Below are 26,463 nucleotides of genomic sequence, written 5' to 3' on the forward strand. Positions count from 1 at the left end.
TACGCATCGTGACGCCTTCCGGGGCCGGGAATCAACCGTCGGCCGTGACCGTCCTGTCCTCCAGCCACCCATTGGCCCGGGCGATGCGCACGGCCTCCTCGTCGCTGCGGGCGCCGGTCTTCAGGCGGGCCGCCGCGAGGTAGTTGCGGATGGTGTGCACCGACAGCCCGAGGGTGCTGCGCAGATCGCTGCCCCGCCCGCCGGCGGCGACGGCCGAGAGCACGGCGCTCTCGCGCGCGGTGAGCGGGTTGGTGTCGATCTCCTGCTCACCGCCGTCGGCGGCGATGTCCAGGTCGATGTAACGTTCACCCCTGGCCACCACGCGGATGGCGTCGGTGAGCCGGTGGGCGGGCGCGTCCTTGACCAGGAAGCCGCGCACGCCGGCGGCCATGGCCCGCTCGAAGTTGCCCGGCGAGCCGACGCTGGTGAGGATCAGCACCGGCGGCGGCTGCTCCAGCTCCTTGATCAGCCCGGCGGCCTCCAGGCCGTCGATGCCCGGGAGCCCGATGTCGAGCAGGGCCACGTCGGGCCTGCTGCCGACCACGGCGGGCACGATCTGGTCGCCCCTGGACACCTCCTCGACCACGCGGATGTCGCGCTCCTCCGAGAGCAGCGCGATCAGCGCTCCTCTGATGAGATCGTGATCCTCCGCGATCAGAACTTTGATCATTTCCGGTCTCCTGTGGCCGAGATCAGTGCGGCCGCCATCGGGCCGCCGGGAACGTCCAGCGACAGCGTGAACCAGCCGTCTTCGATGTGCCGCCCGCTGCTCCCGCCGACCTGCGTGAGCCGCTCGTCGAGACCGGCCAGGCCGCTCCCGCCCACGCTCGCCTCGGCGGCGTCCGCCGCGCCCGCCCCGGAGGCGGACAGGCCGCCGCCCGCGCGCACGCCGTCGTTGGCCACGGTCACGGTGATGCGGTCGCCGCACGGCTCGACGCCGAGCAGGCAGACCGTGGCATCGCTGTGCCGCAGCAGGTTGGTGGCCGCCTCGCGCACCGCCCAGGCCAGCGCCACGCGGACCTCCGGGGTGAGCGTGGCGGGCAGCTCGGCGAAGTCGCACCTGACGCCCGCGGTCTCCAGCACCCGGCGCACCCCGCTCAGCTCCCTCTCCAGCGACATCTCGCGGTAGCCCTTGACCACCGCCCGCACGTCGTGCAGCGAGCGCCGGGCGATGTCGTGGATCTCGGTCAGCTCGCGACGCAGCCGGGCCATCTCCTCCGGGGGGATCCGGGTGGCCAGCTCGGTCCGCATGGCGACGACCGACAGGTTGTGCCCCAGCACGTCGTGCAGTTCGCGGGCGAACCGCAGGCGCTCTTCGGTGATGGCGAGCTTGGCGGCCTCCTCGCGGGTGCGCTGCAGTTCGCCGAGCAGCGTCGCGAAGATGGCCAGGCCGGCGAGCGCCCCGGCCGTGAGCAGGTTCTGCACCGAGCCGAACAGCACCCAGCTCATCGGCTGCGCGGCCGAGAGCAGGACGCCGGCGGCGATCGAGGCGAAGAACCCGGCCGCCGCGCCCCACCCCCGCAGGGTGACGGCGAAGGCCAGCGGGAGCATGAAGCCCACGCTCAGCCAGGTGGGGCCCGCGACGAACGGGACGGCCGCCGCGAGCGCGGACATTCCAGCGAGCACCGCGAGGTCCCAGCGGGAGCCCCGGTCGAGCACGGCCCGCACCGACAGCCACAGGTAGCAGCCGGTGAGGCCGATGATGAGCAGGACGGCGCCCGCCGCCCGCAGGGCGGGGTAGGCGCCGAGCGCCTCCGCCAGGGGCACGGCGGCGAAGGCCGCCATGCCGACCAGGAACACCCCGGCGGTCACCCGGGCCAGCCGGACCGTCCCCGGCCCGACCCCCCTCAGCCTCTGCGAGGCTCCCACTTGAACCACCTCTTCGCGGCGAGCAGTGACAGGACGAGCCAGGCCGCCATGACCAGCCACCCCGGCCACATCACGGCGAAGCCCTCCAGGACCGAGACCTTGGCGGGCACGCCCGCGCCGGCGTGCCCCACGTAGTCCCGCCCGAGGTAGGCCGTGGTGATCCCCTCGGCGACCCGCCCGAAGGGCAGGAAGGAGGAGACGGTGCGCAGCCAGCCGGGGAAGGCGGAGACCGGGTAGGCGAACCCCGACAGGCCGATGGCGAGCAGCAGGAACGGCAGGCTGACCACGACGGTGGAGCCCTGGGCGGGGATCCTGCCGCTGACCGCGACGGCCATCGCGGCGAACACCGCGAGGCCGAGCAGCACCGTGGCCGCCAGCAGCGCAGGGTTGGCCGGCAGCGCGATGCCGTGCACCCCCTTGGCCACGCCGATGATCAGCACGAGCTGGAGCAGGCCGATCGACAGCACGGTGAGGATCTCGCCGCCGAACAGGGCCAGGTCGGGCAGCTCGGTGCCGCGCAGCCGCTTGAGAATCAGCAGTTGCCTGCGCATGACGAACGACTCCACCAGCGTCATGAAGCCCAGCGTGGCCATGCCCATGACGATGACGCCGGTCATGACGGCCACCTCGACCGGCGCCCCTCCCCTGGTGCCGCCCGGCAGCAGGGCCGGCATGATCCCGCCGAACACGACGGGGAACAGCAGGGCGACGCCGACCGACACCGGCGTCCGCCAGAACAGCGTCTGGGTGAGCCGGAAGTGCGAGAGCGTGTAGGCGGTCACGTGCCCTCCTCGATGGACCGCGAGTGCGGGAGCGGGCGAGCGGTCACGACGGGCCGCGGGCGCGGGCGCATGCGAGCGGTCACGACGAGCCGCGGATGCATGCGAGCGGTCATGACGAGCCGCGGATGCGGGAGTGTCCGGGCGGTCATGTGCGGACCTCCTGCCCGCGCCGGTCGGCGATGTCGAGGAAGACCTCTTCGAGCGTGGCCTGGCGGACGTCCAGGCCGCTCAGCCGCAGGCCCCGCACGTGGGCCCAGCCCAGCACCGCGTGCGCGGCCGACTCGGGGTCGGCGGTCACGATGACGCACCGGCGCCCGTCCACGGTGAGCGCGTCGCCGTCGCCCACCGGCAGCCCTTCGGGGGTGGCGCCGTCGGGCAGCTCGAAGGCGACCCGTCCCGAGCCCCGGCCGAGCACCTCGGCCATGGTGCCCTGGGTGACGATCTCGCCCTTGTCCATGATGGCGACCCGGGCGGCCAGCTCCTGGGCCTCCTCCAGGTAGTGCGTGGTGAGCAGCACCGTCATGCCCCGGGCGGCGAGGTCGCGGACCAGGTCGCGCACCTTGCGCCTGGCCTCGGCGTCCAGGCCGGTCGTGGGCTCGTCGAGGAACAGCAGCTCGGGGTCGCCGAGGGTGGCCAGGGCGATGTCGAGCTTGCGGCGCTCGCCGCCGGACATGCGCTTGACCCGCGTCCCCGCCTGGCCGGACAGCCCCACCAGCTCCAGCGCCTCGGCCACCGGGCGGGAGCCGGAGGTGAACCTGCGCCAGGCGGCCACCGTCTCGGCCGCCGTCAGGTCGCCGAACAGTCCGGATTCCTGGAGCACCAGGCCGGTGCGCGAGCGCAGGGCCGCGCGGTCGGCGGGGTCGTGGCCGAAGACCCGCGCCGTGCCCGCGGAGGGGCGCAGATAGCCTTCGAGGATCTCGATCGTGGTGGTCTTGCCGGCGCCGTTTGTGCCGAGGAGGGCGAACACCTCTCCCTGGCCGACCTCGAAGGAGACGCCGTCGACGGCGGTGAAGGAGCCGTAGCTCTTGCGCAGGCCGCCGACCTCGATGACCGGCCCGTTCACGTCGTCACCCCCGAGTCGCACAGGTAGCCGCAGGGCAGGCAGCCGTTCCAGCTGGAGATGCTGCTGACGGTGCCGATGGAGCTCGCCGCGTCGCCGGCCGCGGTCTCCAGGTCGGTGATGTCGAACTCGCCGTCGGGTTTGGGGGGCAGCGGCGGTGTCCTGACCCCTTCGGGGTAGACGATGCCGTACTGGTGCAGCACGGCCCTGGGCTCGGTCTCGTAGCGGTCGCGCAGTTCACCGTCGCCCCACGCCGCCGCGATCAGCCGCGCGAACTTCCTGCGGTCCTGATCTCCGAGGATGTAGATGCTCTCCGCCATCAGGCGTTGTCTCCTCTCCGGCCGACTGGGCCTCCCGCCTGCAACGATGCCGACTCGTGCCGGGCACCGGCAGATGCAGACGACATCTGTCGCCCATGACGGACATCACGAACCGGGCGCGGCGTCTCCCGGGGCTCCGCCGATGAGGAAGTCGCCCACCGACGACTCCCTGGCCCAGTCGAGGCCGAACGTGCGGGCGGCCAGGTCGGCGTCGCCGCTGCCGAGGCCGCAGGGCGCCATTCCCATCGCGGTGGCCACCAGGTACAGGGTCTGGTAGAGCGCGCCGACGTTCTTCAGCGTGGCGGCGTAGGCGAGCCCGGAGTACTTCCACGACATCCGCTGGAAGCGCGAGGTGACGGTGATGAGCACGTCGGGGGTGGCCATGCCGCCGGTCGCCAGGCGGGCGACGCCGAGCATCGCGCGCGCGTCCGCGTTCCTGGCGGGCAGCGCGGCGAGCCGGTGCCCGAGCGGGTCGTAGTGGTAGACACCGGCGTCCAGACCCTCGCAGCGTGCGACGGTGAGGTACAGCTCCAGTTCGTAGGCGGCGCCGCCGGCCGGGTAGGGCCTGCTGCTGGCCTCGTACGGCATGCCGGGAGCCGGTCCGAAGACGCCCCGCACCCTGGCGGCGCGGTAGAGCAGCTCGCCGAGCTGGCGGACCGTCGGCGGCGCGCCGGCGTACTCGCGCACCGACCGGCGCGACTCCAGCACGGTGGTGAACGGCGGGTCGGCCGCGGCGGCCTCCTCCAGCGAGGGGGTGAACAGCTCCACGGCGGGGCCCGCGGGCGGGCGCTTGACCACCGGCTCGGGCGGCACCTCCCCGACGAAGCGGAAGCTCGCGCCGAACGGCTGGTCGTGCCGCCCCATGCGGCTGCGGGCGTGGAAGAGCAGGTCGTGGAAGTCCCAGGCGCGCAGCGCCGGGTCGCTCTCCTCGGCGTCGCCGGTGACGGCCATGCCGGCGGCGACCAGGTGGCCGATCGCCTCGGGGGCCTGCTTGGCCATGACCGGGCGGGCGAGCGCGCCGAGCAGCGGCATGGCCTCCTCGGTGAGCATGACGCGGTGCCGCGACAGCGGGGACTCCAGGACCAGTCCCTCCTCGGTCGCGCGGACCAGCGCGAACCTCGACAGGCGCACGGTGTCGTCGGGGGCCAGGGCCGGCGGCCGGAACTCGGCGTCCCGGGCGACGGGGACGACCCGCAACAGCGGTTCCACCGCGTGGACCAGGACCGGGCGCAGCCGCGACAGCGTCAGGTAGAGCAGGGCGGCTTCCTGGCTGGTGCCGCCGGCGGCCAGGAGTCGCTCGGCGAGCTCGTCCTCGGCGGCCAGCGTGCCCGGCAGCCCGCGCAGGACCTCCTCGACGGCGGGCGGCAGGCCGCGCAGCGTGGAGGCGCCGAAGGGGTTGGTGATGGTCAGCGTCCCGTCCGCCGAGGTGACCACGGCGTCCTCGCGCAGGCCGACCATGGGGGCCGGTGGGTCCGGCCGCGCCGCAGGAACGGTCACAGGAACATCGTGATGGGGTTCATCTGCTCCTCCGGGGTGGGCTCGGCGAGCCAGCCGAGCTGGACGGGCACGTCGTACAGGCGGCCGGGGGCGAGCCGGCGCCAGAAGTGGCGCAGGCCCGGCACGATGACCTTGACGACCGGCAGGCCGATGTCGGGCCTGGTCTGGTCCAGCACGAGCATCTCCATGCCGCGCTCCTCGACCACGGCGCGGGCGGCGGCGACGTCGTCCAGCAGGTCGGTGGTGGCCGGCCGCGCGTGCGCCGACGCGGGCACGGGCGCGCCGTCGGGCGACAGGTACGGGTGCGCCTCCATGCGGGCGTTCTTCCACCAGTCGAGCTGGTCGCTCGCGTCGAAGCGGTAGCGGGTGGCGCCGTCCGCGCCGACGTCGATGACCGCGGGGATGAACTGGTTCATCTCGGCCAGCGCGCGCTGGACGGCGATGCGCGGGTCGAAGTGGGCGCCGAAGGCCATGAGGATGTCCTCGCTGGGCCCGCCGACGCGGCGGCTGATCGCGGCGGCGACCGGGACGCCGAGGTCGGTGGTGAGGTCCAGCACGTGCATCTCGCGGCCGAACCCGGCGTAGACCTCCTGGAACTCCTCCATCCACGGGTCGGCGAAGGTGGCCAGGTCGAAGGCCGGGCGGCGCAGGCGGTTGTACCACCACAGGGCCACCGCGTCCCGTTCGACGAGCTCCATGAAGCCCTGGACGACGGCGTCCTCCCGCGAGGAGCCGGCGGCGTTGCCGTTGGAGTCGGCCCAGGCGTAGATCGGGCCGGTCTGGTGGGAGTCGTTGTAGTAGTAGTAGAGGTAGCCGGTGGGCACGTACTTGTGCCGCCGCTCGGTCAGCGACCACACCGGCGTCCACTCGATCGGGGCGTCCTCGTCGAGGGGGTCGCTGACGAAGGAGTAGCTGGAGGTGTGCGCCAGGTCGCGGCGGGTGCGGTACTGCTCCTCGCTGTAGAGCGCGCAGGCGTTGGGGTGCAGGGCGTCGGCGCCCAGCCGCCGGTAGGTCGCCGTGCGCCTGGCCTCGTCGCCCTGGAAGATGCCCGAGTACCGTTCCATCGCCTCGCACATCGCGCTGACCTTGGCCTGCAGGTCGGTCATGCCCTTGCCGGCGCTCTGGCTGCGCAGGCCCTTGCGCAGCGAGCCGAGGTCGCGGATCTGCCGGGCGAAGTTGTGCCCGGCCATGTAGGTCTTGACGAAGGGCGTGCCCGTCTCCACCCGCGCGAGCTCCCTGACGACACCGGTGACCGGGCTGACCAGGTGGGCGTACCGGTCGGCGGTGTCCTCGGGGTGGCGGGAGCGGTGGCCTCCGTCGGCGGTGAAGGTCTTGGGCCGGGAGCGCAGCTCGACCGGCGACTCGGCCGCGGCGGCCATCATGCCGGCGTCGCCGCACTCGGGGCACTGCGGCCTGCGGCGCAGCTCGTGGCGGGTGGCGCCCAGGTGCATGGTGTCCAGGGTGATCACGTCGCGCTGCTGCGGGCTCCTGGCCCCGGCCAGCCACTTCAGCGCCTCGGCCGCGACCAGCCGCGCGCCGGCGCCGCGGGTGAGCGGCAGGTCGGCGGCGGGCAGGGCCAGCGGCCTCTGCCCGCGCAGCCGCTCCTCCAGGTAGGTCAGCGACTGCCGGTGCCCTTCCAGGCGCTGCGTCAGGCACCGCCAGCAGCCGCCTTCCTTGCCCGGCTGGAACACCGGCCCGACCCACAGGACCGGGCCGACGGTGCGGGCCAGCAACCAGGGACGCCCGTCGGCCAGGTGCCGCCTGTTGATCTCGGCCAGCTCGCCGCGCAGGTAGTCGTCGGTGAGCACGATGGTGAGCGCCGCGTCCGCCGGGCCGGTGACCTGAACGCCCTCGGCGGCCAGCAGCGCCCGCAGCTCCTCGTCGGGGGCGTCCCCGACGGCCAGCACCTCGGCGCGCCCGCCCCGCACCCCGGCGACCGCCTCCTCGGCGGTGCGCCCGGTCATCTCCCAGAAGGCGGCCGTGCCCCGCTCCAGGTCCTCGGTGACGTCGACCAGCAGGTCGCGCCGCCGCAGCGTGTGGAGCACGTAGTAGACGTTCTCCGGCGGGACGTCCGGCTCGACCGCGACGAGGATGTCCTGCACGGTGTGCTTGCCGTCGAGCAGGCCCGCCACCGCCTCGATCGACCGGCCGGTCAGGACGTGCGTGTCGCGCTCCGAGATCAGGAAAACCCCGTCTCCCTCGATGACCTCCACCCGGTACTGGCGGCGAAATGCGGGTCGGGCGTCCATGGCGTTCCTTTCGGATCAGTGCACGAGGCGGAGGGAGGCGACCTGGTCGTCGGCCAGCCGCAGCAGGGTGAGCCCCGCGGCGGCCAGGCCGTTGACGGCCGACAGCGACAGGCGGTCGGCGCGCCGCCGGTCGGCGAACCAGCGGCCCGTGTGGTCGCGGCGGCGCAGCAGCTCGGCGGCCAGGCCCCGCGCGGAACGCTCCAGCGCCTCGTCCCCGGTCAGGCGGGCGGTGTGCAGGGCCACCTCGGCGTCCACCACCAGCCGCGCGCAGGACCGTCCCGGGTCGGGCGCGCAGTACCGGGCCACCCGCTCGCGCAGCTCGGCCGGGACCTCGCCGGTGAGCAGGTGGGCGGTGGCGACGGCGGCGAGCAGCGAGCCGGGGGTGTCCAGGCCGAAGCGGTGCGCCAGCAGCGCCGCGGCGGCCACGTCCTCCCCCGGCGCGTCGCTGGAGGCGGCCAGCGCCCACACCAGCCCGTCGGCGCCGATGGGCAGCCCTTCCAGGGCGGGCACGTCCGGCGGGTAGGGCGGACGGGAGGCGCCGCCGGAGACGAACTCGGCCAGCAGTTCCTCGCGCAGCCGCGCGGCGAGCGCGTCGGCGGCCGGGACCGGGACGGGCGAGGCCTCGCGCAGCTTGCGCAGGGCGAGCAGCAGCCCCGCCCGGCCGAGCACGGGCTCGGCGGAGGTCGGCCGGGTCAGCTCGGCCTCGGCGAGCGGCACCAGCCCGGCGGCCCGCTCGACCAGCCGGGTGTCGGACAGCGTGGCGCCGCAGCGGCTGAGCGCGTAGATGGCCGAGCCGATGCCGACGAAGGCGCCGACGGGCGCCAGGGTGCCCGACATCCTGCGGTAGACGGCCGAGCGGGTGGACAGCGCCGCGAACTCCGCCGAGGCGTCCAGCGCGTCCTGCGCGGCCGTCCAGTGGCCGGGGGCGCCGGTGTTGGCGTACAGCTCGGCCAGGAAGACGGCCAGGCCCGCGGTGCCGGTGAGCAGATCGCCGTGCAGGGGTTCGACCTGGTCCAGCCCGTGCGCCGGGTAGGTCACCACGCCGATCCAGCCCGACCGCTCACCGGCCGGCCCGCCCGGGGTCGGGCCGAGCGGGACGGCGGCGGCGAGCACCTGGTCGGCCAGCTCGCCGGCGCGGGCGAGCAGCACCTCGGCCTGCGGTTCCTCCCGGCGGCCCGACAGGTCGTAGACGTGCAGGCCGATCTCGCGCACCGTGCGAGGACGCGGCCCGGCGCCGGGGAAGGTGGCGGGGAGTTCCCCGGCGCCGGTGAAATCGAGGCAGGTCGCGAGGACGGCGAGATGCTCGTCCAGCGGAAAACCCGCCAGGTCGGCCACACGGTCCTGGAGCCGCTGCCAGGCCGTGCCCCCGAAGTGCCCGGGGATCTCCACCCCGTCGGGCGTGAACACCGAGTCGGATCCCGGCTTGGAGACGAACAGCGGGACGTCCATCCGGCGGAAGGCGTCGATCTCCTGCTCGACGATCTCCAGGATGTCCTCGCGCCCGGGGTCGTGCCGCAGCGTCTCCCTGGCGCTGCGGAACAGGTGGGCCAGGCAGACCTCCCGGGCGACCCCGTCGATCAGCGCGCCGGGGCTCAGGCTGGTGCCGAGCAGTTCGACGCAGTCCCAGGTGCTGCGCCAGATGTAGCGGACCGGCGCCTCGCGCAGCAGCGCCAGCGGGCCGCGCGGGTCGGCCAGCAGGTCCTGGTTGCGGGCCAGGCACTCCTGCATCTGCCGGTAGCCCTCGGCCACCTCGTCGGCGTAGCGGCTCGGCTGGGCCAGCTCGCCGGCGCCCCAGGTGGGCCGGTACGGCGGCGCCTCCCAGCCGAGGGGGTAGGCCTGGGGGTGCCGGGCGATCTGCTCCTGCAGCCCGGCCATGCACCCGATGTCGTGCGCCTGGACGCCGCCGCCCATCACCCGGGGGAAGCTGATGACCGCGGTCCTGGCCACCGTCTCCTCGACCCTGCCCCACAGCGACTGGATGCGGTCGCCGATGACGGACGGCTTGCTGATGCGGGCCTGCAGGACGTTCTCCAGGTCGATGAAGACCGGCGTGTCCCCCTTGGCGACCAGGTTGTCGGCCCACAGGTCGCGGCACTCCAGGAACTGGGCGAGCCTGGCCAGCATCCCCAGGCGCGTGTAGTAGCGGCGGACGCTGTCCTCGTCGGTCCCCGGCTCGGCGGTGACGTACTCCTCCCAGCCGTAGTCCTCGCGCAGGACGACCTCGCGGGTGTGCAGGGCGAGGGGCAGCCCGTGGTTGTTCAGCAGGGTGCACACGTCCATCAGCCCGACCACCGAGCGCAGGTCCTTGGGCTTGTAGACCACCCGCTCGCCGGAGGCGAAGGTGAGCAGCGTGACGACCCGGCCGTGGTTGTGCGGGTCGCCCGAGTCGCCGGAGTACCCGGTGACCGGGCCGGGGGCGGTCCAGCCCCACAGCGTCCTGCGCAGCTCGGGCAGGTCGGCGCCCAGCCGGTCGAACAGCTCGTGGACCACCCGCCGCCACTGCAGGCAGGTCACGCCCATGACGTAGGCCAGCCCCGGCAGCGTCTCCAGCCGGTCCAGCCAGCCGGCCTGGCTGACGTCCAGGCCGGGGCTCTGCAGCCAGGCGGACACGTCGTTGGCGGTGCCGGCGAGCTGCGCCTCGAAGGCGAACCCGGAGAAGCACACCTGCGTCAGGCGTTCGACGAGCTGCCCGGCGATGTCCTCGCACGCCTCGGGGGTGACGGGCACGCCGCGCACCGTCCCGTCCTCGATGTCGACCAGCCGGTTCACCGCGCGCCTGAAGGACACGAACGGGGAGCCCGGGCGCCCGGTGGCGGGGTCGGCGGCGGCCGTGGGGGGCTGGGCGAGCAGGAAGTCCACCAGGGCGTACCCCCAGTCGGGCAGCCGGCGCGGGTCGGCGAGGCGGACGTCGACGAGTCCGGCGCCGAGGTCGCGGCCCGAGCGCCTGCGGTGGTGCAGCAGCGCCCGCTTGGCGTCGTCGTCGTCGCCCACGGCGGCCTTGAGCCAGCGTTTGGTGCGCTCGGACGCCTGGCGGGGGCCGCGCCCGGCGACCGGGACGAAGAACTCACCCGACACGCGCTCGGAGAACGGGGCGGCGGCGGCCAGCACGGCGATCAGCCGTTCGTCCCCGCCCGGCACGGCGAGCAGGCCCTCCCCCCGCACGTCGGCATATCCAAGGGCCGTCATCTCAGACCTCCTGTCGGCGGACCATGCGCGCGAAGAGCGGACTTTGGTCCATCAGCTCCTCGAACGGGCCGTCGGCGACGACCCTGCCCTGGTCGAGTACGTAGATCCGATCCGCCGACCTGATGGTGCTCAGCCGGTGCGCGATCACGATGCGGGTGATGTCGAGCTCGGCGATCCTCCGGCTGACCAGCGCCTGGGTGTGGTTGTCCAGCGCGCTGGTCGCCTCGTCGAGGATGAGGATCTTCGGGCGCTTCACCAGCGCCCTGGCGATGAGCAGCCGCTGGAGCTGCCCGCCGGAGAAGGAGGCGTTGTCCTCGCCGACGACGGTGTGCATGCCCATGGGCATGGCGGCGATGTCGCCGTCCAGGTCGGCCAGGCGGGCGGCCCGCCAGGCGTCCTGCTCGGTCGCGCCGGGCACGTCGCCGACGATGTTCTCCATGACCGAGCCCCGCAGCACGCGGGCCTGCTGCATCACCACGCCCACCTGGGAGCGCACCCGGCGCAGGTCCAGGTCACGCAGGTCGCCGCCGTCGTAGAGGACCTGGCCGGTGCGGGGCGGCTCGAAGCCCAGCAGCAGCCGCACCAGGGTGGACTTGCCGGCGCCGGACGGGCCCGCGACCGCGACGAACTCGCCCGGCCGGAACACCATCGACACCTCGTCCAGGATCCGCATCGCGGTGCCGGGGTAGGCGAAGGAGACTCCGGCGAGCCGCACCAGACCGGTCAGCTCGCCGGGGTCCTTGGCGCCGGGCGGCGTCTCGGCCGGGCGTTCCAGCACCGGGCGCAGCCGCTCGAACCGGGGCAGCAGGGCGAAGGCCGCCTCGACGGCCCGGTTCATCTGGCCGAGGGCGAGCACGAACTGGCCGAGCGCCACTGCGGCGACCACGAAGGACGCGGCGGGCACGCGCAGGGCCAGCCCGGTGACGGCGAGCAGGAGCAGCAGCGCCGGCTGCGCGGAGGCGCCGATGGCCGCAGAGACCGCCCGTTCGCGCTGCGCCGCGGCGGCGGCGCGCTGCTGGGTGGCGAACAGCCGCGACCACAGGCCGAAGACCTGCGCCTCGCGGCCGGCGACGTGGATCTTGTCGATCGCGCCGAGACAGGCGTACAGCAGGGAGTAGACCTTGCCGTACTGCTCGTGCATGACCAGCTCGTGGCGCTGCTGGCGCACGGCGCGGGCGGCCAGCACGCCGAGCAGCACCGCCACCCCGCCGAGCGCGGCCAGGGCCATCCGCCAGTCCACCGCCACGAGCACCAGCAGGCCGAACAGCGAGAACATGCCGCCGAGCAGGGAGTTGACCGCGGCCTCGCCGAGGGACTTTCGCATGTCGGAGACGGCGTTGGCCCGCTGGACCAGCTCGCCGGTGGAGTACTGGTCGAAGAACGGCAGGTCCAGGGAGACCAGGTGGCTCCAGACGGCCGGTTCGAGCCGTTCCTGCAGGCGGCTGTGCACGCGCACGAGCACCGCGTTGCGCACGGCGAGCAGCAGCGCGCCCGCGCAGACCACGCCGACGATCATCACGGCGGTCCAGACCATCGCCGGCCGGTCGGCGGGGTCGGCCGCGGAGTTCAGCAGGGTGAAGGTGAACATGGGGACGCCGAGGGCGAGCAACGCCGCGCCGCCGCCGGTCGCGAGCAGCCAGGCGAGCTCCCTGCCCGCGCCGCGCAGGCCGAACCTGAGCAGGGCCAGGGGCGAGGCGACGCCCTCGCCGAGCGGCGGGTAGATCTGCAGGGCGTCGGGGGCGAGGCCGGCGGCCACGGCCTCGGTGACCCGGCGCCGGCCGGTGGCCGGGTCGGCGGCGCGGTAGCCGCCCCGGTGCGGCAGCAGCGCCACCGGCCGCCCGCCGTCACGGGTGAAGCCGATCATGGGGACGGTGGCGGTGCGCCACCAGCGCCCGTCCAGGCGCACGCGCCGGTGCCTGACCCTGGCGGCGTCCAGCGCCGCGCCGAGCGGGTCGGCGGAGGGTGAGTCGTCCTCCCGCGCGGCCTCGCCCGCGCGGGAGGAAGCGGAGGGGGCGCCGAGCGCGGGCCCGGCGTCGGGGGCGGCGAACCCGCAGTGGTCGCCGAGCGCCTTGACCACCTTGACGGCGCGCTCGGCGCCGGTGCGGGGCCGGTCGGGCGAGGGCGGCGCGCCGGCGGCGACGGCGACGTCGGCGAACGAGCGCCACAGCGTCTCGCCCGTGGCCGCTGCGCGGGCGGCGCGCCAGTTGTCCCGGTCGGCGTCCTCGGCCTCGGCGAGCAGCAGCGTCCGCGCCAGCGTCTCGCGGCGCAGCGCGCGCAGCACGCGGTCGCCGGGCGGGTCCTGCGTCCCGCCGTCGCGGCGGTCCCGGGACGGCGCGCCGTCCGGGCCGGCGGTCGCGCCCGGGTGGCGCAGCCGGCGCGCCCAGGCCGAGAGCGCGCCGGCCTCCCTGCGGACGCGGCGCACCGCGGTGCCTTCGGCCGGGGAGGCCGTGACGGTGTAGCCGCCGGGCAGGTCGGTCGCGGCGAACCCGTGCATGAGCTGGCCGGTCTCCACCCGCAGGACGCGGTGGCGGCGCCCCTGGCCGTCCAGGGGGGCCAGCAGGACGTCGACCGAGCCGCTCACCACGCGCCAGCAGGCGTAGGGGTCGATCAGCTCGATCTCGCTGACGGGGTAGCCGCCCGGGTCCCCGGCGAAGGGGGCCGCGGCTTCCCCGGCGGACGGGCGGGCGATCGCGCCATTGGCGCCGTTCGCACCGTTCGCACCGTTCGCGCCGTTGCCGCCGTTCGGGCCCACAGGGTGTCGGTTCATGCCGCTTCCTCGACGAGCGTGCGGTAGGTGCCGGGCTGGGCGATGAGCTCGGCGTGCGTGCCGCGCTGGACGACCCTGCCCCGGTCGAGCACGAGGATCAGGTCGCTGTCGCGCACCGTGCTGAGCCGGTGCGCGATCACCACGCAGGTGCAGCCCCTGGCCTTGAGGTTGGCGTCCACCAGTGCCTCGGTCTCGGCGTCCAGGGCGCTGGTCGCCTCGTCGAGCACGAGCACCGAGGGGGACAGCGCGAGCGCGCGGGCGATCTCCATGCGCTGCCGCTCGCCGCCCGACAGGTTGCGCCCGCGTTCCTGGACCCACCCGCCAGAAAGCCCGCCCCTGCGGTGCACCACGTCGGCCAGGCAAGCGTCGGTGACGGCCCTGCGCAGCCGGTACGGCGGGACCGTCGGGTCCCACAGGGTGAGGTTGTCGGCCACGGTGCCCTCGAACACCTGGAGCTGCTGCTCGACGTAGCCGACCGAGGTGGTCAGCGTCTCGCGGGGCGTGTCCTGCCGTGGCACGCCGTCGAACCTGACCTGCCCCGACCACGGCTGCACCGCTCCGGTGAGCAGGCGCGCGACCGTGGACTTGCCGCTGCCCGTGCGGCCGACGATGGCGATGCGCTGGCCCGGTTCCGCGCGCCATGACAGTCCGTCGATGACGGGGCCGTGCTGGCGGTCGTAGCCGAAGGTGACCCCGTCGAACTCCACCGCGCCGCGCAGGCCGCCCGTCCCTTCGGGCGCGCGGGGCGGCTCGGCGTGCCGCGGGTCGGGCTCGGCGCTGAGCGCGTCGTCGAGCATGCTGGTCTGGGCGGCCACGACCTGCGCCTCGGCGCCGATGCCCACCAGCGAGGACACCGGCACCAGGAAGGCGCCGACCAGCAGTTGGGCGGCGATGACGGTCTCCATCGTGACCTCGCCGCGGGCCGCGAGCACCGCGCCGGTGATGACCATGGCGGCACCGGCGAGCGAGCCGAGCGCGGCGGGCACCACCATCAGCGCCTGCGTGACCCGCATGAGGTCCTGCGTCGCCGCCATGGTGCGCGCCGACAGGCCCGCCCACTTGGCGAAGAACCAGTTCTCCGCCCCGTCGGCCTTCAGCGACTCGGCCATCGAGACGCCGTTGAAGGCCATGCTGTCGCGGCGGTGCTCGTCGAAGATGAGCCGCTGCTGGTGCGGGGCGCTGCGCCGGCTGACCGCGCGCATCGCCGCCAGGTTGACCGCCGCCAGCAGCGCGGCGACCGCGGCGAAGGCCGGGTGGAAGGCGAACAGGATCGAGGAGTGCACCACCATGGTGAGCAGGGCCGCGATGACCGCCGCGACCCGGTCCGACATCAGCAGCGCCAGCCCCGCGCCGAAGGACGTGCGGGTCACCAGGCCGCCGGTCCCCCGCCGGTGGAAGTGGTCGCCGGGCAGCCGCAGCAGCCGCCACACGTACCGGCCCGACAGGTCGGCCGCCATCGCCAGTTGCACCGCGCCGAGCAGCCGCTGCTGCGCCCACGTCCCCGCCAGGGTGAAGCCGACGCAGCCGAGCAGCCCGAGCAGCACCGGAGCGCTCCAGGCCGTGTCGCCCGCGACCAGGACCCTGCCCAGCAGCAGCCGGGTGAGCAGGGAGGTGACCGCCGCGGGCAGGGCCAGTGTGAAGGCCATGACGGCGATGGCGAGCAGCGCGGCCAGGTAGGGCCGCACCTTCGCCAGCGCGGAGCGGGCCATCGGGAAGCGCGCCCCTCCGGGAGCGAAGCCCTCGCCCGGACGCGGGACCAGCACGATTCCGCTGAACCTGCGCCGGAACTCTTCCCTGCTCAGCCGGATCCTGCCCACGGCGGGGTCGTTGAGGTAGGCCCACCGCTTGCGCAGGCCCTCCAGCACCACGTAGTGCCGGCGGTCCACGAAGATCATCGAGGGGACGGGGAAGGTCTCCAGCTCGTCGGCCTCCACCCGCCAGCCGGCGACGGTGAAGCCGTACTCCTCGGCCGCCGCCTTGATCCCCGCCCCGGTCAGCCCGTCCCTGCCGACCCCGCACCGCTCCCTGATCTCGTGCAGGGGGACGCGCAGGCCGTGGAAGGCGAAGATCATGCTCAGGCAGGCGGGCCCGCAGTCGGCGTCCTCCATCTGGGGACGGCGCTCGGTGCGCACGGGCCGCGGCCGGGCCGTCCGCTCAGCCACGGCGGCCTCCGCCGAACAGGGCGTCCACGGGCCGGACGACGGCGACGGTGATCTCCCCGGCGACCGGGGTCAGCGTGGCGCCCGGCCAGGCGGGACGGCCGAAGTCGACGGTCACCAGGTAGCGCCCCTCGGCCCGCAGGGAGTCGCCGTAGAGCGGGCGCAGCAGCTCGCCGGAGGCGGGGTAGGGCTCGACGGCGCTCACCCTGCCCTGCCACCCGCCGCCGAAGGCGACGGGCTGGCCGGGGGCGAGCGAGCCGACCCTGTCGCGGCCGACCGTCAGCAGCGCCCGCAGGGGCCCGGCGGCCGGGTCGACCGCCGCGACGGTGCCGCCGGCGGCCAGGGCGGCGCCGGGCACGGCCGTGCGCAGCACCCGGCCGCTCGCCGTGCCCGTCACCACGTGCCTGCGTCCTCGCGCGTCGGCGATGACCGCCAGCGGCGTCACGGGCGTCACCTCCTGGCCCGGGCGGACCAGGACCTCGGCCAGGCTGCCGGTGACGGGCGCGGCCACCCCCACGGGGCCGCCCCCCGCCACCAGCACGCCCGTGCCGGCGACCACGTCGCGGACCTGGCCGAACCAGGCCCAGCCGACCGCGCAGGCCGCCACCAGGATGAGCGCGACCGCGGCGAGCCACGCCTTGGTCCGGACCGTGGAGACGAGCTGGTCGATGCGCTCGCCTCCCGGCGCCTCCACCGCGGTCATGGTCATCGCGGATCTCTCCCCGGGGAGTACTGCAGGCAGAAGCACAGGCTGAGCAGGCACGGAGGCGGCGGCGGCGCCTCGGCGCCGTCGAGGATCTCGATGACCAGCTCGGTGCCGGGCTCCGGCGGCAGCGTCGGCGCGACCGAACCCTCGGCCAGCCGGATGTCGAACTCGGCCAGCACGACGAGGGGTTCGCGCTCGTACCGGCGCCGGAGTTCGCCGTCGAGCCACGACTTCGCCGTCAGCTCGCCGAACGCTCTGCGCTGGACCGTGTCCCAGCCCATCGTGTCCACATTCATCACAAGGCCTCCCGCCGCGGTGTATGAGATGCTTTTTCCGGCGAGGTGGTGGGCATCTGGACTGCCCACCGCCCCGCCTGGGACTGCTGTGATCGTCAGGCGGTCTGCCCGCCGGAGAAGCAACCGGTGGGGCAGCTCACGGTGCCGATCGTGCCGAGGGCGCCGCCCGCGGACGATTCGAGGCTCTCCAGGTCGATGGCCTGGCCGGGCTGGGCGGGAAGGTCGGGCGGGGGCAGCTCCCGCGGCCATTCGACGCCGGCGCCGGCGAGCGCGGCGCGGGGGTCTCGTTCGAACTCCCGCCTGATCGTCTCGTCGGACCAGGCGCGGGCGACGAACCGGGCGAGCTGGGTGCGCAGTTCGGGGGACAACGGGTCTTGCGGCATGGTGTCACCTCGGTGGTGAGGCTCCGGTCGTCGCGGACGCTCGTCCGCTCTTCCCGGGAGGTCAGGGGGTTGACCCCTACGAGGACCAGACTTGTCATCGGCGACAGAGCACGCCAGAAACAACTAACACCGACGTGTCGTGATGTTCGTCATATCTGGTAGTCCGCCTTTCCCGATGGGAGCCGCTGCTCCCGATGCGCGAACCCGCGCATCTCCGTCTGCGCCTCGCGGGCCATGTCGAGCATGCGGCCCAGCTCCGTCTTGACGGCCGCGGCGTCGCCGTCCACGCCGGACAGGACGGTGCGTCCCTGCTCGGCGATGGCGTCCAGGCGGCTGCCGAGGATGGCTTCCAGCTCGCGGACGGTCCTCACGCGCTGTGCCGCCACCTCGACCGTGGCGAGCTCGGCCCTGGTCGCGTACAGGACCCGCGCCGTCTCGGCGAAGTGCGTCAGTCCCGCGAGCGGGATGGCCGCCACCGCGACCGACAGCGTCCAGGACAGGCCGCCGGCCAGGACGTCGCCGAGTGCCATCGACTTGAAGGTCTCGGCGACGGCCACCAGCGCGAAGGCCGGAAGCGGGTAGGGCCGGGGAAGCAGTCCCAGCGTCATCGCGGTGAGGAAGACGCTGGAGGCGGCCCACCACTCGCCGAGGAAGGGCAGCGGAAGGTAGACCAGCAGCGCCATCACCCCGACCGCCCAGCGGTGCCAGGGACCGCGCGGGCCGGTGCAGCCGGCCGCGATGTAGAGGGCGACGACCACCGCCGCCAGTACGGCACCGGGGATCCGCGCGGGCCGCGCGTCCTCGATGTAGTGCACGAACGTGGGTGTCATCAGGTAGAGGGCGAACGCCACGATCGCCGCGCGGCCGATCCGCACCTCCAGCGGCGCGCGAGCGACCGCTTTGGGCCCTACAACCCCTGTCTGGGTCACAAACGGATCATGGCAACCCATTCGGGGGAAGGCAACGCATCACGGAACCCGCTTTCCGGAGGCACCCGGCGGCGGCGGGCCGCCGGGTGCCACGACGGAGGTCCCGGGTGCGCCCTCGGGAGGGAAGGCGACCCAAGACGGGTCAGGCTTTCGCTTCCATGCCGCAGCCGTAGGTGGAGGCGGTGCCGAGGCAGCCGCCGATGCTGCTGATCGAGCTCACCGAGCCGAAGCAGCCGTCGGCCGGGGCCTCGGTGCCGGCCGCGACCTCCAGCTCCTCGATGCTGAACTCGCCGGCGGGCTTGGGCGGCAGCGGCGGGGTGGCCACGCCATCGGGGTAGGCGATGCCGTACTCGGCCAGCATCAGCCGGGGCTCGCGGCCGTAGCGGGTCTTGACCTCGCCCTCCGACCAGGCGGCGGCGACGAGCCTGGCGAACTTCTTGCGGTCGTCGTCACCGAGAATGTAAAGGCTTTCGGCCATCGGGCCACTTCCTTCCGCCCGGCTCGGCGGCCGGGATCCGACGGGAGCGGCAGCGGGCATCTGGACTGCTCGCTGCCTCTTTGCGCAGGTCCAGACTCGCCCCGCACGCCCGCCGCCGGTAGAAACAACTAACACCAACCGCTTGTGATAACTGTCATGTGACACCGGGCCGCGGCCCTTCTCGCGGACGGGACGTCACCGTTCCGCCCGGCGCCGGAAAGCAGCGGCCCTTCTTCTCTTCTCTGATATGCCGATTACAGAAATCGGCCGCGAGGGAAACCAGAAGCCTATTCGGATCTCCCTTTATCCCCCGTCGGCCGGCGGCCCGGGGAACGGGCCGTCACGGTGATCGGCGGACGTGACGCGGAACAATCATCCCGCCGGTGACGCCATATCACAGCCGGCCCTCTCCGGCGTGAAATGGCGATGCCGGTCGAGCGGTACGGCCGTCCCGGCGCGGCCCAACCCCTGGTAATCGGCCCTGCCCGATCGCCCGGCCCCGGCGCCGGGCCGCAATGCGCTTCGATCAACCGCGCCATATGCCGAGCGCGTCAGAAAGCGGACACGTTTCTTGTCAAATCCATCCCGCGGACAGACAGTTGGGATCCCACCCCATCCACGGACTCCTGGAGCCGAGCCATGCGCGTATCCGCCAGAGGAAATCGAGGACGCCCGATATCGGCCGTCCGGCGCGTGCTGTGCCTCGTCGTGGGAATGGTCGCCGCGGCGTCCCTCGTCGCGCCGTCCGCCACCGCGCTCGCGCTGCCCACCCCGAAGGCCTTCACCTCCTACCTCGACCTGGAGTGTTTCAAGACCAGCACCTACCAGCCGCCCACCACCACGCTGACGCTGAAGCACCTCAACCCGGTGCTCCAGGACCTGCCGACCGAACAGGTCACCCTCGGCGCGCGCGAGAAGCTGTGCGTCCCGGTCGCCAAGAACCAGGTGATCCCGCCGTCCGGCGTCCTGGACTTCATCCGGTACGTGGACCTGTCGTGCTACCGGATCACCGGGGCCACGGTGAACAGGTCGCTCGTCCTCAGCCACCTCAACCCGGTGCTCCAGGACCTGCCGCGCGAGCAGGTCGTCATGACCGCCCCGCAGCACCTGTGCGTCCCGGTCGCCAAGAACGGCCTGGTCCCGCCCTCCGAGGTGCTGTCGCTGGTCTCGCACATCGACCTGAAGTGCTACGGGCTCACCCCGAACACCCTGATGAACCGCAAGCTGGCCCTCACCCAGCTCAACCCGGTGCTGACCAACCAGATCCCCACCACGTCGGTGCAGGTCACCTACGGCCGCCAGCTCTGCGTGCCGGTGCTCAAGGCCGGCGACAGCGTGCCGACGGCGGTGGCGAGCATCGTGCGGTGGATCGACCTGGAGAACTTCGACGTCATCGCCCCCGCCATCAACCCGGTCACCCTGAGCCTGAAGCACCTCAACCCGGTGCTCGCCGGCCTGCCGGCCGAGACGGCGGTCTTGTCAGGAGCCGCGCAGCTCGGCGTCCCGGTGGCGAAGAACGGCCAGTTCCCCCCAGGCTGACCGGTCACGAGGCTCATCCCACTCCCGCCGACCCGGCCTGCTCCCCCGGCCGGGTCGCGCGGGCGTGACCCACCCCGTCAGAGTGATCTCGGCAGCCCGAATGCCGGGAGCACGCTGTTCTCGAAGCGCGTCAAGGCGCTGATCCGTCCGCCGCTGAGAGCGATGACGAACAGGCCGGTCCCGTGCCTGACGCCGGTCGGGGCGCGCAGGTAGGCGCCGAACGCCGGCTGGCCGTTGGCCCGCGTCGGCACGAGGTCGAACCTGCGGCCGGCGCCGAACAGGCTCGAGCAGAATCGGGCCACGACGTCGCGTCCTTCGTACTCCAGGGGCAGCGGCGGCATGGACATGAAGACGTCGTCGGTCAGCAGGGCCACCAGCGCGTCGACGTCGGCGGACTCGTACGCGCTGACGAACTTCGCCACCAGCGCTTCTTCGACCCGCGAGCCGGCGGCGGGAGGCGGTTCCGAAGCGGTGGCCTGCCGGCGGCGCCGCAGGCCGGCGCGCGCCCGCTTGAGTGCGCTCTTGACCGATTCGACGGTCGTGTCGAGCATGCCGGCCACCTCATCGGCGTGGAACCCGAGGACGTCACGCAGGACGAGGACGGCGATCTGCCGAGGCGGCAGGAGCTGGAGCGCGGTCACGAAGGCCAGGGAGATGGACTCGTTCCTCTCGTAGCGGGCCTCCGGGCCGAGCGGCACGTCGATCCCGCCGTCGAGGAGGACGTCCGGGTACGGCTCCAGCCAGACGACCTCGCCGAGCCGGGTCGGCTCGGGCGGTTCGACTCCGGGGATGTCCCACTCCTTGGCCGGGCGGCGCGCGGCCGAGCGAAGCGCGTCAAGGCAGCGGTTGGTGGCGATCCGGTAGAGCCAGGTGCGCAGCGAGGCGCGGCCGTCGAACCCGTCCAGTCCCCGCCAGGCGGACAGCAGAACGTCCTGGAGGACGTCCTCCGCGTCCTGGAACGACCCGAGCATCCGGTAGCAGTGCACCTGCAACTCGCGGCGGTGCGGCTCGGTCAGCTCACCGAACGCCTCGCCGTCCCCGGCCCGCGCCCTGCCGATCAGTTCGGCTCCGGCCAATTCCACTCCTGGCCGCCTTTCTCCCGTGGCTCTGTCTCTTCCTCTCTACATGGACGCCGGCAATGGGGCGAAAGGGGCGGTCGCCGAGCGCCCCCTTTCCCGGCACGGCGTCGTCTGGACCAGTGCGCGACAACGGCGACGAAGGAGAACCGACATGGGGAAGATCATCATCAGCGAGAACATCTCGCTCGACGGAGTCATCCAGTCCGGCGAGGACGACCTCGCGCGCGGCGACTGGTTCACGTGCATCGGCGACAGGGACCGCGAGGAGTGGGCCAAGCTCGAGTTCGAGGAGGCCCTGGGCGCCGAGGCCCTGCTGCTGGGACGGCGCAGCTACGAGTGGTTCCTCGCGCGTGGCTGGGCGTCCCGCACCGGTGAGTGGGCGGAGAGGTTGAGGAGCCTGCCCAAGTACGTCGTCACCTCTTCCGCGCTCGACGGCCCCGGCTGGAACAACGCGACCGCCATCATGGGCGACGTGGTGACGGAGGTGTCGACGCTGAGGCGGCAGGTGGACGGGGAGATCGTCGTCTACGGCAGCGGCCGCCTCACGCGCGCGTTGCTGGAGCACGACCTCGTGGACGAGCTGCGGCTGATGACGTACCCGGTCGTGGCCGGAGCGGGCGATCGGCTGTTCGGCGAGACCAGCGGCATGAAGCCGATGTGCCTCGCCGGGACCCGCGTCGTCGGCCTCGGCCTCGTCTCGCTCGTCTACCGCCCTGTCCGGAACGCCTGACGGAAGCCACCGGGTCAGACCACCACGATCCGCACGCGGTCATCCTTGGAGGCGGCGTAGAACTCGCTGCATTCTTGTCCTCTTTGCTCCACGCCCCAAGTACGCATGAACGCCCGGATCCCTTTACCCGGGCCAGAGGTCGTGTCGGCCGCCGATTGCAGAGGGCTGGGTGGAGCGGGCATAGCGGGCCGTGAGGGTGCGCAGGTGGTCGACCAGTTCCGGCGGTTCGGTGACCTGGAAGTCCAGGTCGAGCATGCCCAGGTAGACCGCCAGGGTGTTCAGGGTGTCCGCCCCGGTGTGCAGCACGCACGTGCGTTCGTCCACCGCCTCGACCACGCCGACGGCGGGGTTGACGCGCTCGGCCACGACCTGGGCCGGGGCGTGCACCAGGACGCGGGCCCGGTGCCGCCACGCCGCCGCCGACACCCCGCGCGCGACATGGGCGGCCGCCCCGCCCTCGGGCGGGTCCCGGGGCGGGAAGCGCGGGCCGGTGGGCGTGCGCGGCTCGACACGGTCGGCGCGGAAGGTCCGCCAGTCCTGGCGCTCGACGTCCCAGGCGACCAGGTACCAGCGGCGGCCCCACGACACCAGCCGGTGCGGCTCGACGGTGCGCACGGCGGCCGACCCGTCGTGCGCGCGGTAGTCGAACCGCAGGCGCTCCCGGTCGCGGCAGGCCGCGGCGAGCGCGGTGAGCACGCCGGGATCGACCGAGGGCCCCGGCCGGTCCGGGGGCACGGCCTCGATGGACGCCTGCAGGGCGCCGACCCGATGACGCAACCGGGACGGCAGCACCTGCTCCAGCTTGGCGAGCGCGCGCACCGACGTCTCCTCGATGCCGGCCACGGCGCCACGGGCGGCCGTCCGCAGCCCGACCGCCACGGCCACCGCCTCCTCGTCGTCCAGCAGGAGCGGCGGCATGGCCGCGCCCGCGCCCAGCCGGTAGCCGCCGTCGGTGCCGCGCGTCGCGTTCACCGGGTAGCCCAGCTCGCGCAGCCGGTCGACGTCGCGGCGGACGGTGCGCTCGCTCACCCCGAGCCGCTCGGCCAGGGACGCGCCCGGCCAGTCGCGCCGGGACTGCAGCAAGGACAGCAGGCGCAGCAGCCGCGCCGAGGTCTCCAACATGGTTCCCAGCCTGCCCCACCTTCAGGACAGCACCTGACCGGAAGGCCCTCTAGTGTCCTTCTCATGAACCAGAACGCAGAGATCAGGCCCTTCCGCATCGACGTCCCCCAGGCCCGGCTCGACGACCTGCACGACCGGCTCGACCGCACGCTGTGGCCCGACGAGATCCCCGGGACGGGCTGGGACTACGGCGTGCCGGTGGAGTACGTCAGAAGGCTCGCCGAGTACTGGCGCGACGGTTACGACTGGCGCGCGCAGGAGGCCGCGATCAACCGGTACCCGCAGTTCCTCACCGAGATCGACGGGCAGGACATCCACTTCCTGCACGTCCGCTCACCGCACCCGGACGCCCTGCCGCTGATCCTCACCCACGGCTGGCCGGGCTCGATCGTGGAGTACCTGAAGATCATCGACCTGCTCACCCACCCGGAGGACCCGGCGCAGGCGTTCCACGTGGTGATCCCCTCGCTGCCCGGCTTCGGCTTCTCCGGACCGACCAGGGAACGCGGCTGGAACCGGTACCGCACGGCCAGGGCGTGGGCCGAGCTGATGCGGCGGCTCGGTTACGACCGCTACGGCGCGGCCGGCAACGACGGCGGCTCGTTCGTCGCCCCCGAGCTGGGACGCCTCGCCCCCGAGCACGTGGCCGGCGTGCACGTCACGCAGATCTACTCCTTCCCGTCGGGCGACCCGGCCGAGTTCGAGAAGATCACCCCCGAGGACAAGAAGGCGCTGGAAGTGCTCCAGTGGTTCTACGACAACAAGATGGCCTTCAACGTCCTGCACTCCCAGCAGCCGCAGACGCTGTCGTACGCGATCTACGACTCGCCGGTGGGCCTGCTGGGCTGGAACTCCCAGCTCCTCGGCGACGCCGCCGACCTGGACGCCGACTTCGTCCTCACCAACACGATGCTCTACTGGGTCACCGGCACCGCGACCTCGGCCACCCGGTTCTACTACGAGGACGCCCGCGCCGAGCACCCCAAGGAGCCCACCACCGTCCCCCTCGGCCTGGCGATGTTCGACGGTGACTTCGTCTCCATGCGCACCTTCGCCGAGCGCGACCACGCCAACATCGTCCACTGGAAGTCCTACGACCGCGGCGGCCACTACGCCGCCCACATCGTCCCCGACATCCTCGCCACCGACCTGCGCACCTTCTTCACTTCCCTCCGCTGACACTGCCGGTGAGGCGGAAGGAGAGGCAGACGACCGGGGTGTCGTCCTGGACGGGGGTGCCGGCGCGGGACCAGTAGCGGCGGTGGCCGGCGCGCCAGTCGTCCAGGGAGGCGTCGCCCTCTCCCTCGGCGGCGGCGTGCTCCCAGGTCACCTCGATGAAGGGCTTCACCTCCACAGCGGTGATCTCCACCGTGGCGACGGGTGCGCCGTCGTCGTCCAGAACGGCCAGACGTTCGCCGGGATACTCCAGCCCTTCGGTCTCGGCGGCGTATTCGGCGAGCAGACCGGTCGTCGCGGTCTTCACGCCACTGACGACGAGGCCGTTCAACCAGGCCCGCATCTCGCCAGGGGTGCCCAGTTCGAGGGAACGCATGCCGTCGACTCGCGGCCACACCACCACATCACCTCATCGACTCGTCATTGGCTCGACCGGCCGGTCGACGAGCGGTCCTCCACGGGGGATCGCCGCTCAGGTACGGCGAATCGGGAGCCTCGGCCGGGTTGTGACTGTATCCGGACCGCCGCCGCTACGACGACGGCCCGATGCCCGGCCCTGGCGACCGGCCCTGGCGACCGGCCCTGGTGACCGGCTCGGTCACGGCTTGCCGATCGGCTGCCGGCGGCGCTGATCGCGGGCGGCCAGTCCGGCCACGATGTCGAGGAGACCGTCGAGGTCGGCCTGATACTCGGCGTCCCAGTCCACCCGGGCGTCCAGATGCCCGGCCAGCAGCTGATGGCCGGGCAGCAGGTCGGGCTCCAGCTGGGCGCGGCGGCCTCGGGTGTCCAGCGAGCCCTCGGAGAACCGGCCGCCGACCTCCGAGATCGCGTACCCGATGAGGAAGGTGCTGATCATCCGCTCCATCCTGGGCACCTGCGCCGGTTCGACACCGGCGCGCAGCAGCGCGTCGAACAGCAGGTCGATGACCATGATCGCGGACGGGCTCACGGCCGGACGGGTGAACAGCAGCGGGAAGACGGAGGGATGCCGGCGCGCCGCGGAACGGACCTCGGCGGCCAGATGCAGGATCGTCTCCCTCCAGCCGAGATCGGCCGCCGGCCGTGAGATCTCGGCGAGCATGCGGCCGATGATGGCGTCCAGCAGCTCGTCCTTGTTGCGGAAGTACCCGTAGAGCGCCATCGGCGTCAGCCCGATGCGGGCGGCGACCGCGCGCATGGACACCGCCTTGACGCCCTGCTCGGCCGCGACGAGCAGGGCCGCGTCGACGATCTCGGCACGGCGCGAGTCCTTGAGCTTCCGCATCGTCTCAGTCTACACTGTAGATTACTCTACGGTGTAGACTGAGGAGGCATCGATGCTCCGAGCGGTCGGCCTGACCAAGCGCTACGGCGATGTACGCGCCCTCGACGGGTTCACGCTCGACGTGGCGCCGGGTGAGATCGCCGGCCTGGTCGGGCACAACGGCGCCGGCAAGACGACCTTCGTGGACATCGTCTGCGGGCTCGTCCGCGCCGACGCCGGCACGGTGACGATCGGCGGCCGGGCGCCACGCGCCGCCCGGGGCGATGTGGGGGTCGCCCCGCAGCACATCGCGCTCTACCCCGGTGCGACCGCCCGGGAGCACCTCGTGCTCTACGGCCGGTTGGCCGGGTTGCGCCGGGCGGCACTCGCGGCCGCGACGGACGAGGTCGTCGAGGCGATGCTGCTCGACGACCTCCTCGACCGGCGCGCCGGGCTGCTCTCGGGCGGGCAGCAGCGGCGCATCCAGGCGGCGATCGCGCTCCTGCACCGGCCCGGTCTCCTCCTGCTCGACGAGCCCACCGCCGGCGCCGACCCGCAGACCCGGCAATCGCTGCTGGCCGCCGTGCGGCGGCGCGCCGCCGCGGGCGCCGCGGTCGTGTACACCACGCACTACCTGCCCGAACTCGCCGACCTCGGCGCCACCCTCGCGGTCGCGCGGAGGGGACGGATCATCGCCCGCGGGACCAGCGAGGAACTCCTCAGCGGCCTGACCGACGAGGTTCGCGTGCACATCGACGACAAGGAGCTCCGGATGCGCACCAACGACGCCGCCAAGACCCTGGTCGATCTGCTGAGCCGGCCCCACGGCTCGGTGCACGGCATCGACATACGCAAGGCCTCCATCGACGACCTCTACCGGTCGCTGGCGTGAC

At 73.2% G+C, this 26,463-nt stretch carries 23 protein-coding genes; 4 read left to right on the forward strand and 19 right to left on the reverse strand.

The window, feature by feature from the left end; genetic code table 11:
- Nucleotides 1-31: 31 nt before the first annotated feature.
- From ACFQSB_RS30160 to ACFQSB_RS30230, 15 genes are all read right to left on the reverse strand, one after another.
- A complete protein-coding gene (locus ACFQSB_RS30160; RefSeq protein ID WP_380830237.1) occupies nucleotides 32-670 on the reverse strand; it encodes a response regulator in 639 nt (212 codons plus the stop codon).
- Nucleotides 667-1,869 carry a sensor histidine kinase gene (locus ACFQSB_RS30165; protein ID WP_380830238.1) on the reverse strand — a complete coding sequence of 401 codons (1,203 nt, stop codon included), beginning with the start codon at nucleotides 1,867-1,869 and terminating at the stop codon, nucleotides 667-669. The genes ACFQSB_RS30160 and ACFQSB_RS30165 overlap by 4 nt, the downstream gene beginning before the upstream one ends.
- Nucleotides 1,848-2,651: an ABC transporter permease gene (locus ACFQSB_RS30170; protein ID WP_380830239.1), complete on the reverse strand. Its 804-nt coding sequence runs from the start codon at nucleotides 2,649-2,651 to the stop codon at nucleotides 1,848-1,850. Before ACFQSB_RS30170 ends, ACFQSB_RS30165 begins: the two co-directional genes overlap by 22 nt.
- A 145-nt stretch (nucleotides 2,652-2,796) precedes the next feature.
- A complete protein-coding gene (locus tag ACFQSB_RS30175) occupies nucleotides 2,797-3,714 on the reverse strand; it encodes an ABC transporter ATP-binding protein (protein ID WP_380830240.1) in 918 nt (305 codons plus the stop codon).
- The gene (locus ACFQSB_RS30180; RefSeq protein WP_354850141.1) at nucleotides 3,711-4,031 is read right to left on the reverse strand and encodes a TIGR04351 family putative TOMM peptide; all 321 of its coding nucleotides are present in this window, start codon (nucleotides 4,029-4,031) and stop codon (nucleotides 3,711-3,713) included. The genes ACFQSB_RS30175 and ACFQSB_RS30180 overlap by 4 nt, the downstream gene beginning before the upstream one ends.
- A 105-nt stretch (nucleotides 4,032-4,136) precedes the next feature.
- Nucleotides 4,137-5,528: a SagB family peptide dehydrogenase gene (locus ACFQSB_RS30185; RefSeq protein WP_380830241.1), complete on the reverse strand. Its 1,392-nt coding sequence runs from the start codon at nucleotides 5,526-5,528 to the stop codon at nucleotides 4,137-4,139.
- A complete protein-coding gene (locus tag ACFQSB_RS30190) occupies nucleotides 5,525-7,777 on the reverse strand; it encodes a TOMM precursor leader peptide-binding protein (protein WP_380830242.1) in 2,253 nt (750 codons plus the stop codon). The genes ACFQSB_RS30185 and ACFQSB_RS30190 overlap by 4 nt, the downstream gene beginning before the upstream one ends.
- Before the next feature lie 15 nt (nucleotides 7,778-7,792).
- Complete coding sequence (gene lanM / locus ACFQSB_RS30195; protein ID WP_380830243.1) at nucleotides 7,793-10,963, reverse strand: type 2 lanthipeptide synthetase LanM; 3,171 nt, start codon at nucleotides 10,961-10,963, stop codon at nucleotides 7,793-7,795.
- A 1-nt stretch (nucleotide 10,964) separates the two neighbouring features.
- A complete protein-coding gene (locus tag ACFQSB_RS30200) occupies nucleotides 10,965-13,730 on the reverse strand; it encodes an ATP-binding cassette domain-containing protein (protein WP_380830244.1) in 2,766 nt (921 codons plus the stop codon).
- Nucleotides 13,727-15,892 carry a cysteine peptidase family C39 domain-containing protein gene (locus tag ACFQSB_RS30205; RefSeq protein ID WP_380830245.1) on the reverse strand — a complete coding sequence of 722 codons (2,166 nt, stop codon included), beginning with the start codon at nucleotides 15,890-15,892 and terminating at the stop codon, nucleotides 13,727-13,729. The genes ACFQSB_RS30200 and ACFQSB_RS30205 overlap by 4 nt, the downstream gene beginning before the upstream one ends.
- The gene (locus tag ACFQSB_RS30210; RefSeq protein WP_354850125.1) at nucleotides 15,885-16,598 is read right to left on the reverse strand and encodes a hypothetical protein; all 714 of its coding nucleotides are present in this window, start codon (nucleotides 16,596-16,598) and stop codon (nucleotides 15,885-15,887) included. The genes ACFQSB_RS30205 and ACFQSB_RS30210 overlap by 8 nt, the downstream gene beginning before the upstream one ends.
- Nucleotides 16,595-16,891: a hypothetical protein gene (locus ACFQSB_RS30215; RefSeq protein WP_354850122.1), complete on the reverse strand. Its 297-nt coding sequence runs from the start codon at nucleotides 16,889-16,891 to the stop codon at nucleotides 16,595-16,597. The genes ACFQSB_RS30210 and ACFQSB_RS30215 overlap by 4 nt, the downstream gene beginning before the upstream one ends.
- Nucleotides 16,892-16,986: 95 nt before the next feature.
- The gene (locus tag ACFQSB_RS30220) at nucleotides 16,987-17,274 is read right to left on the reverse strand and encodes a hypothetical protein (protein ID WP_354850120.1); all 288 of its coding nucleotides are present in this window, start codon (nucleotides 17,272-17,274) and stop codon (nucleotides 16,987-16,989) included.
- A gap of 149 nt (nucleotides 17,275-17,423) precedes the next feature.
- On the reverse strand, nucleotides 17,424-18,203 hold the full coding sequence (locus ACFQSB_RS30225; protein WP_380830246.1) for a sensor histidine kinase: 780 nt from the start codon (nucleotides 18,201-18,203) through the stop codon (nucleotides 17,424-17,426).
- 142 nt (nucleotides 18,204-18,345) lie between these two features.
- Nucleotides 18,346-18,681, reverse strand: coding sequence for a hypothetical protein (locus ACFQSB_RS30230; RefSeq protein WP_380830247.1), 336 nt, complete (start codon nucleotides 18,679-18,681; stop codon nucleotides 18,346-18,348).
- 714 nt (nucleotides 18,682-19,395) lie between these two features.
- Here ACFQSB_RS30230 and ACFQSB_RS30235 point away from each other — a divergent pair.
- On the forward strand, nucleotides 19,396-20,220 hold the full coding sequence (locus ACFQSB_RS30235; protein ID WP_380830279.1) for a hypothetical protein: 825 nt from the start codon (nucleotides 19,396-19,398) through the stop codon (nucleotides 20,218-20,220).
- Between the two features lie 77 nt (nucleotides 20,221-20,297).
- On the opposite strand, the gene ACFQSB_RS30240 is transcribed toward ACFQSB_RS30235, so the two are convergent.
- Entirely contained in the window at nucleotides 20,298-21,302 is a 1,005-nt protein-coding gene (locus ACFQSB_RS30240) for a sigma-70 family RNA polymerase sigma factor (RefSeq protein ID WP_380830248.1), read from the reverse strand.
- A 148-nt stretch (nucleotides 21,303-21,450) separates the two neighbouring features.
- On the opposite strand from ACFQSB_RS30240, the gene ACFQSB_RS30245 reads away from it, so the two are divergent.
- Nucleotides 21,451-22,029, forward strand: a complete 579-nt coding sequence (locus tag ACFQSB_RS30245) for a dihydrofolate reductase family protein (protein WP_380830249.1) — start codon at nucleotides 21,451-21,453, stop codon at nucleotides 22,027-22,029.
- 123 nt (nucleotides 22,030-22,152) lie between these two features.
- On the opposite strand, the gene ACFQSB_RS30250 is transcribed toward ACFQSB_RS30245, so the two are convergent.
- On the reverse strand, nucleotides 22,153-23,151 hold the full coding sequence (locus ACFQSB_RS30250) for a helix-turn-helix transcriptional regulator (RefSeq protein WP_380830250.1): 999 nt from the start codon (nucleotides 23,149-23,151) through the stop codon (nucleotides 22,153-22,155).
- A gap of 63 nt (nucleotides 23,152-23,214) precedes the next feature.
- On the opposite strand from ACFQSB_RS30250, the gene ACFQSB_RS30255 reads away from it, so the two are divergent.
- On the forward strand, nucleotides 23,215-24,330 hold the full coding sequence (locus tag ACFQSB_RS30255; RefSeq protein WP_380830251.1) for an epoxide hydrolase family protein: 1,116 nt from the start codon (nucleotides 23,215-23,217) through the stop codon (nucleotides 24,328-24,330).
- Here ACFQSB_RS30255 and ACFQSB_RS30260 read toward each other — a convergent pair.
- On the reverse strand, nucleotides 24,314-24,727 hold the full coding sequence (locus tag ACFQSB_RS30260; protein ID WP_380830252.1) for an ASCH domain-containing protein: 414 nt from the start codon (nucleotides 24,725-24,727) through the stop codon (nucleotides 24,314-24,316). The two genes, ACFQSB_RS30255 and ACFQSB_RS30260, sit on opposite strands and share 17 nt — an antisense overlap.
- Nucleotides 24,728-24,925: 198 nt before the next feature.
- Nucleotides 24,926-25,591, reverse strand: coding sequence for a TetR/AcrR family transcriptional regulator (locus ACFQSB_RS30265; protein WP_380830253.1), 666 nt, complete (start codon nucleotides 25,589-25,591; stop codon nucleotides 24,926-24,928).
- Nucleotides 25,592-25,643: 52 nt separating this feature from the next.
- Here ACFQSB_RS30265 and ACFQSB_RS30270 point away from each other — a divergent pair, with 52 nt between their 5' ends.
- Nucleotides 25,644-26,462, forward strand: coding sequence for an ABC transporter ATP-binding protein (locus tag ACFQSB_RS30270; protein WP_380830254.1), 819 nt, complete (start codon nucleotides 25,644-25,646; stop codon nucleotides 26,460-26,462).
- The last annotated feature ends 1 nt before the right edge of the window (nucleotide 26,463 follow it).

The organism is Sphaerisporangium rhizosphaerae, assembly GCF_042665155.1.
GTDB classification, from domain to species: domain Bacteria; phylum Actinomycetota; class Actinomycetes; order Streptosporangiales; family Streptosporangiaceae; genus Sphaerisporangium; species Sphaerisporangium rhizosphaerae.